This is a genomic window from Acinetobacter nosocomialis, assembly GCF_041021905.1.
In the GTDB taxonomy this organism is placed as follows: Bacteria; Pseudomonadota; Gammaproteobacteria; order Pseudomonadales; family Moraxellaceae; genus Acinetobacter; species Acinetobacter nosocomialis.
In genome coordinates this window covers 1,269,985-1,284,386 of record NZ_CP157432.1, presented here as the reverse complement: position 1 = coordinate 1,284,386, position 14,402 = coordinate 1,269,985, and the positions used below count along the sequence as shown (strand labels likewise).

Below are 14,402 nucleotides of genomic sequence, written 5' to 3'. Positions count from 1 at the left end.
AAATTATCTATGTCAAACCGTCAAAGATTTATCGATAAGGTCGTGATTGTTACGGGTAGTGCCCAAGGCATTGGTCGTGGTGTGGCACTACAAGTTGCAGCTGAAGGTGGACAAGTCGTCATGGCTGACCGCTCTGAATATGTTGAAGACGTTCTCAAAGAAATTCAGCGTGCAGGTGGCGATGCTGTCACGATTAATGCTGACCTAGAAACCTATGCAGGCGCGCAAGCGGTAGTTGTAAAAGCCATTGAACACTATGGTCGGGTCGATGTCCTGATTAATAATGTAGGTGGCGCGATCTGGATGAAACCTTTTGAAGAGTTTTCCGAAGAAGAAATCATTAAGGAAGTGAATCGCTCATTGTTTCCAACTTTATGGTGCTGCCGCGCTGTGTTACCGACCATGATTAAGCAACAAGCGGGTGTTATTGTAAATGTATCTTCCATTGCAACCCGTGGTATTAATCGTATTCCCTACTCGGCATCTAAAGGTGGGGTAAATGCTTTAACAGCATCGCTTGCTTTTGAACATGCCAAAGACGGAATTCGAGTCAATGCCGTTGCGACGGGTGGAACCGAAGCACCGCCTCGCAAAGTACCACGTAATACCAACCCGTTAAGTCAAAATGAAAAAGACTGGATGCAACAAGTAGTTGATCAAACAAAAGATCGAACATTTATGGGCCGTTATGGCACAATTCAAGAACAAGTCAATGCAATTTTATTTCTTGCATCAGACGACGCATCGTATATGACGGGATCGGTCATTCCGGTCGGAGGTGGAGATCAGGGTTAATCTTGATCTTTTTATATGTTTGGGTAAATAACATGATTTGCATGGAGGCAATCACACATGGCAACCCTGTTCAAGACATTAAAAAATGACTGGTCCATATCAGCAACAGTTGCTGGCTTTCTTGCAGTTTTAATTTCTTACTCAGGCCCACTGATTATTTTTTTCCAAGCTGCTCAGCGTGCCCATGTGTCCACCGATATGATGGTGTCATGGATTTGGGGAATTTCAATTGGTGCTGCCGTTTCAGGTATTTATCTTTCGATTAAATATAAAACTCCTGTCATCACCGCGTGGTCTGCACCGGGCACTGCCCTGTTAGTTACCCTATTTCCCAATATCTCCTTGAATGAAGCAGTAGCCGCCTATATTACTTCTGCCATCGTTATTTTTTTAATTGGTATTACAGGTTACTTCGACAAATTACTAAAATGGATTCCGCAAGACGTCGCTGCGGGCATGATGGCAGGTATTCTTTTTCAGTTCGGTATTAACCTATTTACTGCATCTGATAGCATGCCTTTTATTGTATTTAGCATGCTCATTGTCTTTTTAATTGCCAAACGTTTAATGCCGCGCTACACCATGATTTGGGTGTTAGCTGCCGGAGTTTTATTAAGCCTTATTTTAGGCAAGATGAATCCGGTTGATGTAAGTTTTAATTTAGCAATCCCGCAGTGGATTAGCCCAGAATGGACTTGGAATTCAACACTCAATCTCGCCGTTCCTCTTATTTTAGTTAGTCTAACCGGCCAATTTTTACCGGGTATGGCGATTATGAAACTCAGCGGTTATGACACGCCAGCCAAACCCATTATTACGGCCACCAGTATTGCCTCGTTAGCCGTTGCCTGTGTCGGTGGTATTACCATTGTGCTTGCCTCAATTACCGCTGCTTTATGTATGGGTAAAGATGCACATGAACTGAAAGAAAAAAGATATATCGCAGGGATTGCCAACGGAATTTTTTATATTTTAGGAGGCTTATTTGCTGGCAGTATTGTCATGCTCTTTAGCTTACTACCTAAAGAGCTGGTGGCAGCACTGGCAGGTTTAGCTTTGTTAGGTGCTATTGCCACCAATATTTCTGTTGCCATGAAAAATGATGGTCAACGTGATGCTGCACTTATTACCTTTTTAGCTACCGCATCAGGTATGCATTTTCTTGGATTAAGTTCAGTTTTTTGGGGCATTTGTATTGGTGTAATCGCCCATTTCATTCTTACCCCACGCTCAAATCCAGCCACAAATTAAATTTTTATCTAAACGCCCAGCACTAAAATAAAGCTTCAAATGCCACATCAGGATGCAAATAATCCGCTATTCCTGATTTGGCAATTTTCATTTAATATAAATTAAATTTCATTTTTAAGATGAGTTTCTAAAATAATTGACTTTAATATTTTTATTTATTTCCACTTCAACCCTTAATATAAATTTAGCTATATTTCTAGCTGTGATTCTCAGCAATAAAATCTGTAAAAAGATATCTATAAAAACCTTAAAATTCTCACAATATAATATTTGACCCCATTTTAAAAACAAAAGAAGCAACAACCAAAATTATTAAAATAAATTATAAATTTCAATATATTACTTTATTAAAAACACAATACCTTAAAGACATAAAGATATATCAATTAGGTTTTTGACTCTATTCCAATAACAAAATAGTTTATTAAAAAATAACGCGATGCTTCACAAATTGGAGGTGAAGAAAATGGATATGAGCAAGGTTAATATTAATGAGTTAATTGATAAAGCCCGTTTTACACCTTTTCATTGGAAAGTTTTAATCTGGTGCTTACTTATTATTATTTTTGATGGGTATGATTTAGTTATTTATGGGGTTGCTCTTCCTCTATTAATGCAGCAATGGTCGTTAACTGCTGTTGAAGCTGGTTTACTCGCCAGTGCCGCTCTATTCGGCATGATGTTTGGTGCCATGATTTTCGGCACACTTTCAGACAAACTTGGACGTAAAAAAACCATCCTGATTTGTGTCACCTTATTTAGCGGATTTACCTTTATAGGTGCCTTTGCCAAAGGACCAACTGAGTTTGCCATTTTGCGCTTTATTGCAGGTCTAGGAATTGGTGGCGTTATGCCAAACGTTGTAGCACTTATGACCGAATACGCACCGAAAAAAATCCGCAGTACATTGGTCGCAATCATGTTTAGCGGTTACGCAATTGGCGGCATGACATCAGCGCTACTTGGTGCATGGCTCGTGAAAGACATGGGCTGGCAAATCATGTTTTTAATTGCGGGTATTCCTCTTTTACTACTCCCGTTAATCTGGAAATTTTTGCCAGAGTCTCTCGCCTTTTTAGTGAAATCGAACCATAGCGAACAGGCAAAAAGTATTGTTTGTAAAATTGCGCCAGAAATGCAGGTAAACGCCAATACACAACTGGTGTTAAACGAAAGCACCACAACCGATGCCCCTGTCCGTGCGCTTTTCCAACAAGGTCGTACCTTCAGCACATTTATGTTCTGGATTGCTTTCTTTATGTGCTTACTCATGGTGTATGCCTTAGGAAGCTGGTTACCTAAACTCATGCTGCAAGCGGGCTACTCGTTAGGTGCAAGCATGTTATTCCTGTTTGCACTTAATATTGGCGGCATGGTCGGTGCAATTGGTGGCGGTGCTTTAGCGGACAGATTCCATCTAAAACCTGTCATTACCATTATGTTTATTGTGGGATCGGCAGCTTTAATTCTGCTTGGCATTAATAGTCCACAATTTATTTTATATAGCCTGATTGCGATTGCTGGTGCTGCCACAATTGGTTCTCAAATCTTACTCTACACTTTCGTTGCCCAGTTCTATCCGACGGCACTTCGTTCAACTGGCATGGGCTGGGCCTCTGGAATTGGCCGTATCGGTGCGATTATTGGACCAGTTTTAACTGGAGCGCTACTCACACTTGAGCTTCCTCACCAAATGAATTTCTTAGCAATTGCAATTCCGGGTGTGATTGCTGCACTTGCAATATTTATGGTCAATCTAAAAGCCTCTGTTACCGCACAAACGCCATCAACTTTTAACCCTCAAAACACGCTTACCCAGCAGTAAACACAAATGCGCCGAGGATTGGCGCATCTTTTTGGAAATGGATTATGGAATTATTACACCGCTTTAAACCATGTAATTTAGCAATAGCCACATTATTAGGTTTATTGACTAGCTCAAGTTTATGGGCAGCAGACACCACTCAACAAAGTGAAGATGAATGGAAGTTCACGCTAAAAAATGCCTATATCAACCGTAATTTTGACAATGACACTCTCAAAGACACAGGTAGCTGGTCTCAAGCAGCGTCATTATTTTATAAGTCAAAAATGCATGACACTCCACTAGTCATAGCAGATAAGCCTATAACCATTGGAGCTGATGCTTCTGTTCAATATGCCGTGCGTTTAAGTTCAGACAAACACGTTGCGGACACGGTTTTGCCTTTTAATAAAGAAACTCAATCACAAGCATCCGACTTTTTAAAATACGGTGCAACCTTAAAACTAGGCTATGACAAAACCCTTTTAAGTGTGGGTGAACTCTGGTTGGATTTACCTGTAACGGCTGTCGATGCCAGCCGACAATTACTTGCCTCTTATTGGGGAACCAATCTTAAGTCACAACTTTCAGATCAGCTTTATGCTGAAATTGGTCGGGTTGAAAAAGTGTCGCCACGAAATGAAGAGGATTTTAAAAAGTTTTCGTTCACTTCAAATGGCATTACCAAAGAATCTGATGGCCTGAACTACATTGACCTGCGCTATCAATTTACGCCGACACTCAAGGGTGAATATTACTTTGGTAATTTGGAAGATCTCTACAATAAACACTATGTAGGACTTGAGCATAATTGGAAACAACCTAATTTTGCCCTCACCTCTAAGTTTAAATACTTCAATGCAAAAAATGACGGTAATGCTTTTGATATTGATGCGCAAAACATTGGGGTATTAGAGACACTTAAAGTGAAAAATCATACCTTTGGTTTGGGGTACCAACAAATTATCGGCGAGTCGGCTTATCCCTTACCGGATGGCTTTTTACCAGAGACTTATTTCATTAACTGGAATGCCACGGGATTCTTTAAAAAAGAAGAAAAGTCTTACCACGTTATGTACGGCTACGACTTTAAAGATTACGTGCCGGGCTTAAACGCGATGGTGAAATATGTCTATGGCCATGACTTTAAAGCAGCCAATGGCGAGAAAAACCACGAAACCGAGTCGAATGTGATTTTAAACTATGCATTTCAGCAGCCTTTCTTAAAAGGTCTTGCCCTGCAATACATTCGAATTGATTACAACGTAAAACATGGCAATGACTTTGGTGAAGATCGTCTGTTTGTAAACTACACTAAAAAGTTTTAATCATTTTGATTTAACTTAAGCGGGCCACTTTTGGTCCGCTTTATTATTTTTGAGCCATAAAAAAACGCTCTTACGAGCGTTTTTTAATTAATCTAGTAACTTAAGCAACGTGCTTTTGTACAACAATCGAGCCTACTGAATAACCAGCGCCGAAAGATGAAATCACGCCATACTCACCATCATCTACTTCGTGGCCTGTACGGTGTAAAGCAATAATTACACCTGCTGAAGAGGTATTGGCAAACTCATCTAGAATAATTGGTGCACGGCTTAGATCTGCATCTTTACCAGCCACATATTTCAAGATTAATTCATTCATGTTGGCATTAGCTTGGTGTAACCAGAAACGCTTAATATCGTTTGCAGTTAACTGCATTTTTTCCAACTGGGCATTAATGATTTTTGCCACCAACGGACAAACATCTTTAAAGACTTTGCGGCCATCTTGACGGAATAACTTGTCGTCAACCACTGCATCTTCGCTACGGTTTAAGAAACCGAAGTTATTGCGAATGTTGTTTGAAAATTGAGTAAATAAATGAATATCTAAAATTTCAAAACCAGTTTTAGTAGTGGTTTCTTCAATAATAGAAGCGGTCGCAACATCACCAAAAATGAAGTGACAATCACGGTTACGGTAGTCTAGGTGACCAGATGTAATCTCGACATTCACCAATAAAACACGGCGAGCGCCTGAACGAATTGCATCTGCTGCTTGTTTCAAACCAAAAGTAGCAGCTGAACATGCCACGTTCATGTCATAGGCATAACCTTGAATACCAAGTGCCGACTGGATTTCAATTGCTACAGCCGGATAAGCGCGCTGCATATTTGAACATGCCAAAATCACAACATCGATATCTTCAACAGTTACCCCTGCATTTTCCATTGCCTGTTTTGCAGCAATTACACCCCATTCAGCTTGAAGTGAAAGTTCGTCATTTGAACGTTCAGACAAACGCGGACGTAAACGCGTTGGATCGAGGATACCTGATTTCTCAACAACGTAGCGGCGCTTAATACCAGAAGCTTTTTCAATAAATTCAGCACTAGAACCACGTAATTCTTCGAGTTCACCTGCTGCAATTTCCTCTGCATTCTCTTGGTTATATTGTTCCACATAAGCATTTAAACTGTCGGCCAGTTCTTCATTAGAAATGATTTCTGTTGGGTGAAATAACCCAGTACCTGTGATACGAATGCCCATGTAAAACTCCTAAAAAAATGAATAGGGTCTGTTAATCTTTCATTTATAAATTGCGTTGTAGGCTAAACAAACGCATAAACAAACCCCGATCTATCTTAACTGATTCCCAAACGATCCCATAACTTTTGCAGTCGAGTTGGTGAAATAGGCATCTTGGTTTTCATCGGCTGAGAAAATAAAGAAATGCGAAATTCTTCCAACATCAAATACAATTCTTTGATTCTTGGATCGTTTTTGAATTTAAATACCTTGTCCATCCATGGATCGACATCATCAATAGCGGCATGATCTCGCTGTAGATTATTTGGCAATCGATCTAAACGCAATAGCAGCGCTTTTAAATAACGCGGATATTCCTGCCAAAGATCGACTGGTTGGCAGTAAACAAAGTTACCAAGTGACATGAGATCTAACTGATCTTCAATATCATCAATACTGCGTCCAAACACATCCGGATCAAGTACTAAAAGCTGACGACGAATTTGCTGCCATTGAATGTAAATATCACTTAATTGCTCAAGTGCTTGCTGACCATAACTCAAAAATTGCTTTTTGACCTGATCTAGCAGCTTATTAAATTCATCAGCATTAATTGGCAAAGTTGTAATTGCCATTTGCAACGTAGCATAGACCAGCATCTGCTCAAGCTTAGCTTTATCACCCAAAGGTGAATATGCCAAAGCAAGCGGTTTTGAAATCTGCTTTTTCAACTGGCGAATCAAGTCACCTAGTTGCATATGGACCAGACGGATAATCCCTTCACGATGCTGCTTAATGGCTTCAGCCTGATCATTAAAGGTTTGTATAACCACACCGGACTCATCTTTCGCTTCAAGTTCAGCAAAAGTTTTGGTCGGTACTAAAGCTTGATATTGTTTAACAACAACACCTGTCACCTTTTGTGAAGCTTCAAAGGTAAAGTTTTCAGGGAAAGTTTTAAACTCGCCTTTTTGCTGTTTTACTGGACGATGAGTTTCAACACGACAGCGAGCTTTCAACTCAGCTAAATCACGGCCTTTGGCAATTAATTTACCTTTTTCATCAATGACCTTAATAAAAGGCACCAAATACGGATCTATTCGTTCAAATGAAAAATCTTTATCGGTAATTTGCTCACCGCGTAAAGCAAATGCAAGATAGCTAAAAATATGCTGTCGCAAATGTACCGCATCTATGCCCTGCATTAGCTTACGAGCTGTGTCAGGAATAGGCACTATATTACGACGTTTATCTTTTGGTAGAGCTTTTAATAGCGCTTCAATTAAATCTAAACGCCAGCCTGGAATACCCCAAGACCAGATGTTTTCATCCACTTGCGGCAATGCCTGTACCGGAATTTGAACCGTTGCTCCATCTTCATCATGACTTGGGTCAAATCGATATGTCGTTGCCAAACGTAACTGACCATTATGTAAATGATCAGGGAATTGCTGCGTGGTCGGACGATCATTGAGCCAAAGCGCATCATCTTCTACATATAAATAACGCGGATTTTTTGCTTCTACAGTTGCACGCCAATCTTCAAAACTACGACGACTCGCAATTTCTTCAGGAATTTTAGAGGCATAGAACTGATAAATCGTTTCTTCATCGACCACTAAATCGCGGCGACGCAATTTATCTTCAACTCGCTCTACTTCTTCAAGTTTAAGCAAGTTATGTTTTAAAAATGGTGGAACTGTCCCCAGATTTCCTGTGGTTAATGCATCACGTAAGAAAATCTCATGGGCAGCAGGTTGGTCAACTTTCTCAAAATTAACCAAACGCTTCGGTTCAATAATTAAACCAAACAATGAGATTTGTGCATAAGCATTTACAATACCGGCTTTTTTAGACCAATGCGGCTCGAAATAGTGATATTTCAATAAGTCGCGTGCAGCAAGTAAAATCCATTCAGGATCAATTTTTGCTAATGTACGCAAATAAACTTGAGATGTTTCCACCATCTCAAAAGCCATCACCCACGCAGTATTGGTTTTATGCAACGTACTCGCAGGGAAAACTTTAGCCTTTTGCTGACGCACTGCCATAAAGGTATTACGTTCATCAGTTTTATTGGCAATGAACGATAATAAACCAGTCAGCAACGCACGATGCAAGTTTTCATAATTTGCAGGTTTTTCATTAAAACTAAGTTTTAAACCTTCAGCCAGCTCAACTAACTGCTGGTGCGTCTGTTTCCATTCACGTAACCGTAACCAGCTTAAGAAATGCTGCTTAGCAAATTGACGACGCTTGTTTTCCGACATTCCTACTTCACCTTTAGGATTTAAAGTATCCCAAAGTTTTAAATAAAACAGAAAATCTGAATCTGCCTCTTTAAATAAGGCATGCTTTTGGTCAGCCTGCATCTGTTTATCAGCTGGGCGCTCACGTGGGTCTTGCACTGCAAGTGCACTCACCACCACCAAAATTTCCTTGAGCACACCAAAATGAGCACCGCCCACAATCATACGCGCGAGTCGAGGGTCAATCGGCATACGGGCCATCATTTGACCGACTTTAGTCAGTTCGTTTTTCTTCTCGTTTAGCGCACCTAATTCAATGAGTAGCTTACGACCATCATTAACTAGACGGAAATCTGGCGGCTCAATGAAATCGAAGTTTTCTAGCTCACCTAAGCCTAAGCTCTGCATTTGCAGAATTACCGATGCCAAATTGGTTCGCTTAATTTCAGGTTCGGTAAATTCGGGACGGCTTAAAAAATCTTCTTCGCTATATAAACGAATACACACACCCGGAGCAATACGACCACAACGCCCTTTACGTTGATTGGCCGCAGCCTGCGAAATTGCCTCAATTGGTAAGCGTTGCACACGTGAGCGGTAGTTATAACGAGATATACGTGCAAAACCGCTATCAATTACATAACGAATATTTGGAACAGTCAGCGCAGTTTCTGCAACGTTCGTGGCAATAATAATACGGCGGCCCTTTCCACTTGGGCTAAAAATCTTTTGTTGCTCGGAAACGGCTAAGCGTGCATACAAAGGTAAAATTTCGGTATGCCTTGGCCCATATTTTTGCAAAGTTTCCTGTAATTCTCGAATTTCTTGTTCAGTACTTGAGAAAATCAGAATATCTGCATGTTCTGGATGGCCTTTTTCTTCTGCATCGGCAAAGCATTCTTCTACAGCTTGTACGACGGCACGCGGAAGGTTTTCTTCAAAATCGTCGAACTCGTCATCATCACTACCGCCAATATTCATCTCTGAAATTGGGCGATAACGTACTTCGACCGGATAGCTACGACCTTCTACCTCAAAAATAGGCGCATCATTAAAGTAATTACTAAAACGATTTACATCTAAAGTTGCCGAGGTCACGATGACTTTTAAATCTGGGCGTTTTGGCAACAATTGCTTTAAATAGCCCATAATAAAATCAATATTGAGTGAGCGCTCGTGCGCTTCATCAATAATGATGGTGTCATATTTGGACAGAAAACGGTCATTGCCTAACTCGGCAAGTAAAATACCGTCAGTCATTAACCTTACAATCGAATCTTGTGAACCTTGTTCATTGAAACGGATTTTAAAACCAATTGACTCGCCAAGCTTTTCGCCGACTTCTTCTGCAATACGCTGAGAAACACTACGTGCAGCTAAACGACGTGGCTGCGTATGACCAATCATGCCCGTTAAGCCACGACCCGCTAACATGGCAATTTGAGGAAGCTGAGTAGTTTTACCCGAGCCTGTTTCACCTGCCACAATAATAACTTGATGCTTTTGAATCGCTTCAATTAAACGGTCAGCATATTGCGAAACAGGTAAATCCTGATTCAGTTTAATTTTAGGGAGACGTTCAAAACGCTGTCTAACTTTTGCATTAGACTGTTCAAATAATTTTTCAATCTCTGAAGTATCGGCTTTTTTATCTTTACGCAAACGATTTAAACGGTAACGATCTCTCGCCATCACCCATTGATCTATATTTAAACCATTCAGCACAGATAAATTTTCCTGAAAATTCAACAATCCTCTATTTTACGCTTTAATGCCCCTCAGGTAAAACAGTTGGTTTTTTATATATTTTTAATTTTTTAAAATTTTACCCTTGAATTTTATCTAGATAGACTTCATGTTGTTAGGCAAGTTTCTTTTACTATAACTGTCATTTGATTTACATGTTTTTGCAGTCAAATCGAATACAGTATTTGGGGACTTAAAAATCGGAAATTTTCCAATTATTCAATTTTCCGATTTTAGTCATGTAAAAATACTATTTCCCCAATAAAGAATTTTTATTTATTCTACATCTCGTAAACAAGTTTAAATATAAACCTCAATCATGGAGACAATGATGAGCTTGATTAATACTGAAGTTAAACCATTCCAAGCAACTGCTTACCACAACGGCCAATTTGTTGAAGTTAACGAAACTAACCTTAAAGGTAAATGGTCTGTTGTATTCTTCTATCCAGCTGACTTTACTTTCGTTTGTCCTACTGAGCTTGAAGACTTAGCTGACAACTATGCTGAATTCCAAAAATTAGGCGTGGAAATCTACGGTGTTTCTACTGACACTCACTTCACTCACAAAGCTTGGCACGACACTTCAGACGCGATCAAGAAAATTCAATACCCATTAGTTGGCGATCCAACTTGGACTCTTTCTAAAAACTTCGACGTTTTAATTGAGTCTGAAGGTTTAGCTGACCGTGGTACTTTCGTTATCGATCCAGAAGGTAAAATCCAAATCGTTGAAATCAACGCCGGCGGTATCGGTCGTGACGCATCTGAACTTCTTCGCAAAGTAAAAGCTGCTCAATACGTACACTCTCACCCAGGTGAAGTTTGCCCAGCTAAATGGAAAGAAGGTGAAGCTACTCTTGCTCCATCTATCGACCTAGTTGGTAAAATCTAATCTCTCTTAGATTTTAAAAACTCGAAGAACCATCCTTTATCGGATGGTTCTTTTGTTTTGAATAAGCACATCACATTTTCTACTGATACTTTTACAATTCTGCCCTTCCCCGTTACTTAAACATTGAGTAATGTCAAATAAACAACTGGTTAATTTTTGAGTAAGTTTGATATGAAATAAAGGGGTGCATTTATGGTGAATACAGCGGTCGTCACTTCATGGAAATATAATGCTACATCGCGTCATTTAAAAATCTTTTATAGCGACGGTTCTGGAGATCTATATCATCCTGTCCCTGAGTTTGTTTATGACAACTTATTACGTTCAACAGACAAAGCTGCTTTTGTACATAAATATTTAGAATTTAATTTGCACTTTACTCGACTTTCTTTGGTGATTGCCTCATAACAACTATAAAAAAGACCTGCTCAAAACAGGCCGCGACTGGAATATGAAATTATTTCAGTAAAACTATTTTGTGACCACTAAACATAAACCTGCACCTACAGGCAAAATACTACTCATAAAATCTGCATCCTTTTTAATCAAAGATAAAAAAGGATTTACTTCTGCTGCATGAGATATCACATTATCAACCACTAAAACACCACCTTTAGCCTTAATTAATCGTTTTAAATCTGGCCAATAACTTTCATATACATCACGTTCAGCATCTAACAAAATAAAATCGAATGTTTCTTTTGCCTCTTTTAAGTAATCGGCTGCATCTCCTACCCAAAATTGAACAATTTCACTGAGCTCTAACTCAGCTACATGGCGTTTTGCCTCTGCACTTCGTTTTTCATCGATTTCAACTGTGGTCACCTGCCCTTCCGTTGCCTGTGCAGCTTCAGCTAACCATAAAGTTGAATAACCTGTCGAAGTGCCAATTTCTAAAATAGTTTTGGCTTGCTGCATACGAATAAATTGTGAGAGTAATTTTGCAGACTCTACTTCAATATTGCGATATCGCTGTAAACGATCAGGCTGCTGTGAGTCATGCTGTTTAAAGGTGTCATATAAATCAGCAACTCTTTGTAAGAAAATAGTATTTGGCATCTATTTTACTCCTTCTTTATATGACAGCTGTTTTAGTTAAGTACTTTGGATTAATTTAAAACGCGGTACGACACTACCATCACTCATTTGGACGGTTTCAGTAAACATATCAAGTGGTCGAACCCAAGTTGAATAATCACCATATAAACATTGATAAATGACCAATTCCTCTTCAGTTTCACTGTGTTTTGCTACAGAAAAAACCTGATAGAGATTACCTTTATAATGCTGATAAATACCGCGTTGCAATGACATGAAACTACCTTTTAATGTTATGACATAAAATCTTTACAGCCATATAACATATATAAATTTTCAAACACTTTCACTTTAAAATACCGCAAAAGTAAAAATGAGATTGGGATTCTCTTTTTAATATTTTCAACTCATGCCTAAATCAAACAAACATTCAAAAAACCGATCAAATACATAAAAACATACTGTTTTACCTATTCATTGTTTTCACGTACTATGCATCTATTGAAAGAATTTGGATGCATTGGAGTAAAAACAGATGTTAGATCAAAACATTAAAACTCAATTAAAAGCTTACCTAGAACGTTTAGAAAGTCCAATCGAATTAGTTGCTGCTTTGGATGAATCAGATAAAGCTGCCCAAATTAAAGAATTAGTAACTGAAATCGCTGAGCTTTCTGAAAAAGTAACAGCCCGTTTTGACGGTAACAATACACGTCGTCCAAGCTTTGGTGTGGCTAAAGCAGGTGAACAACCGCGTGTGTTCTTTGCAGGCTTACCAATGGGACATGAGTTTACGTCTTTGATCTTGGCTCTGTTACAAGTGTCTGGCTATGCACCTAAAGTGTCGGATGAAGTTTTAAATCAAATTAAAGGCTTAAACCTAAAAGCTAACTTTGATGTATTCGTATCATTAAGCTGTCATAACTGTCCGGACGTGGTACAGGCGCTTAACCTGATTGCCATTTATAACCCGAACACTACAGCAACCATGATTGATGGTGCTTTCTTCCAAGACGAAGTGGAACAACGCAAAATCATGGCTGTGCCGATGGTATTTCAGGACAACGAACACATTGGTCAAGGTCGTATGACGCTTGAAGAGATTGTGGCAAAACTTGATACCAACTCGGCTGAAAAAGATGCAGCAGCACTCAATGCCAAAGATGCATTTGATGTATTGGTGATTGGTGGTGGACCTGCGGGTGCAACAGCAGCAATCTATGCAGCACGTAAAGGTATTAACACCGGTATTGTAGCTGAACGCTTTGGTGGTCAGGTCATGGATACCATGGACATTGAAAACTTCACTTCTGTGCAAAAGACTCAAGGTCCTAAGTTTGCAGCCGAGATGGAAGCACACGTTCGTGAATATGATGTTGATATCATGAACCTGCAACGTGTCAGCAAAATCACGGGTGCCAACCAAACAGCAAATGGTCTGGTTGAAGTTGAACTTGAAAACGGTGCAAAACTTGAATCGAAAACTGTGATCCTTTCAACAGGTGCACGTTGGAGAGAAATGAATGTACCGGGTGAAGCTGAATACCGTACCCGTGGTGTAGCGTACTGCCCGCACTGTGATGGTCCACTGTTCAAAGGTAAACGTGTTGCCGTGATTGGTGGTGGTAACTCAGGTGTGGAAGCGGCAATTGACCTTGCAGGTATTGTTGAGCATGTAACTCTGGTTGAGTTTGACACTAAACTTCGTGCAGACCAAGTGTTGCAAAACAAGTTAAACAGCTTGCCAAACACCACAGTAATTATGAATGCGTTAAGTACAGAAGTATTGGGTGACGGTTCACAAGTAACCGGTCTTAAATATAAAGACCGTGCGACTGATGAAGAGCATGTGGTCGAGCTTGCAGGGATCTTTGTACAGATTGGTTTACTTCCAAACACTGACTTCTTGAAAGAAAGTGAAGTTGAGTTAACTAATCGTGGCGAGATTATTGTCAATGACCGCAATGAAACCAATGTAAAAGGTGTATTCGCTGCAGGTGACTGTACCACTGTACCTTACAAACAAATCATTATTGCTACAGGTGAAGGCGCTAAAGCATCACTCTCTGCGTTTGATTACATCATCCGTTCTGGGCAATAAAACTGGTTA

The 14,402-nt window shown here is 39.7% G+C and carries 11 protein-coding genes; 7 read left to right on the top strand and 4 right to left on the bottom strand.

Going from position 1 to position 14,402, the window contains the following annotated elements:
- Positions 1-9 precede the first annotated feature (9 nt).
- The 4 genes from ABLC00_RS06000 (at position 10) to ABLC00_RS05985 (ending at position 5,178) form a co-directional block, all read left to right on the top strand.
- Positions 10-795, top strand: a complete 786-nt coding sequence (locus tag ABLC00_RS06000) for a 1,6-dihydroxycyclohexa-2,4-diene-1-carboxylate dehydrogenase (protein WP_004888006.1) — start codon at positions 10-12, stop codon at positions 793-795.
- Positions 796-852: 57 nt separating this feature from the next.
- Complete coding sequence (gene benE / locus ABLC00_RS05995) at positions 853-2,046, top strand: benzoate/H(+) symporter BenE (RefSeq protein ID WP_004709804.1); 1,194 nt, start codon at positions 853-855, stop codon at positions 2,044-2,046.
- Between the two features lie 466 nt (positions 2,047-2,512).
- Entirely contained in the window at positions 2,513-3,871 is a 1,359-nt protein-coding gene (locus ABLC00_RS05990; RefSeq protein ID WP_004888007.1) for an aromatic acid/H+ symport family MFS transporter, read from the top strand.
- A gap of 44 nt (positions 3,872-3,915) precedes the next feature.
- Positions 3,916-5,178 (top strand): OprD family outer membrane porin, encoded by a 1,263-nt coding sequence (locus ABLC00_RS05985; RefSeq protein ID WP_004888008.1) that lies wholly within the window; start codon positions 3,916-3,918, stop codon positions 5,176-5,178.
- A gap of 100 nt (positions 5,179-5,278) precedes the next feature.
- Here ABLC00_RS05985 and ABLC00_RS05980 read toward each other — a convergent pair whose 3' ends face one another.
- Together ABLC00_RS05980 and hrpA are read right to left on the bottom strand one after the other, a co-directional pair.
- On the bottom strand, positions 5,279-6,385 hold the full coding sequence (locus ABLC00_RS05980; RefSeq protein WP_004888009.1) for a beta-ketoacyl-ACP synthase III: 1,107 nt from the start codon (positions 6,383-6,385) through the stop codon (positions 5,279-5,281).
- A gap of 95 nt (positions 6,386-6,480) precedes the next feature.
- Entirely contained in the window at positions 6,481-10,338 is a 3,858-nt protein-coding gene (gene hrpA, locus ABLC00_RS05975) for an ATP-dependent RNA helicase HrpA (protein ID WP_004888010.1), read from the bottom strand.
- 352 nt (positions 10,339-10,690) lie between these two features.
- Here hrpA and ahpC point away from each other — a divergent pair, with 352 nt between their 5' ends.
- On the top strand, positions 10,691-11,254 hold the full coding sequence (ahpC, locus tag ABLC00_RS05970) for an alkyl hydroperoxide reductase subunit C (RefSeq protein WP_002049519.1): 564 nt from the start codon (positions 10,691-10,693) through the stop codon (positions 11,252-11,254).
- Between the two features lie 192 nt (positions 11,255-11,446).
- The gene (locus ABLC00_RS05965) at positions 11,447-11,662 is read left to right on the top strand and encodes a KTSC domain-containing protein (RefSeq protein ID WP_002049514.1); all 216 of its coding nucleotides are present in this window, start codon (positions 11,447-11,449) and stop codon (positions 11,660-11,662) included.
- Between the two features lie 63 nt (positions 11,663-11,725).
- Here the strand turns inward: ABLC00_RS05965 and ABLC00_RS05960 are convergent, their stop codons facing one another.
- Together ABLC00_RS05960 and ABLC00_RS05955 are read right to left on the bottom strand one after the other, a co-directional pair.
- Positions 11,726-12,313 carry an O-methyltransferase gene (locus ABLC00_RS05960; RefSeq protein WP_004888011.1) on the bottom strand — a complete coding sequence of 196 codons (588 nt, stop codon included), beginning with the start codon at positions 12,311-12,313 and terminating at the stop codon, positions 11,726-11,728.
- A 36-nt stretch (positions 12,314-12,349) separates the two neighbouring features.
- The gene (locus ABLC00_RS05955) at positions 12,350-12,568 is read right to left on the bottom strand and encodes a DUF1653 domain-containing protein (RefSeq protein WP_004888012.1); all 219 of its coding nucleotides are present in this window, start codon (positions 12,566-12,568) and stop codon (positions 12,350-12,352) included.
- A 259-nt stretch (positions 12,569-12,827) separates the two neighbouring features.
- On the opposite strand from ABLC00_RS05955, the gene ahpF reads away from it, so the two are divergent.
- Positions 12,828-14,393: an alkyl hydroperoxide reductase subunit F gene (ahpF, locus tag ABLC00_RS05950; RefSeq protein WP_032032086.1), complete on the top strand. Its 1,566-nt coding sequence runs from the start codon at positions 12,828-12,830 to the stop codon at positions 14,391-14,393.
- Positions 14,394-14,402 lie beyond the last annotated feature (9 nt).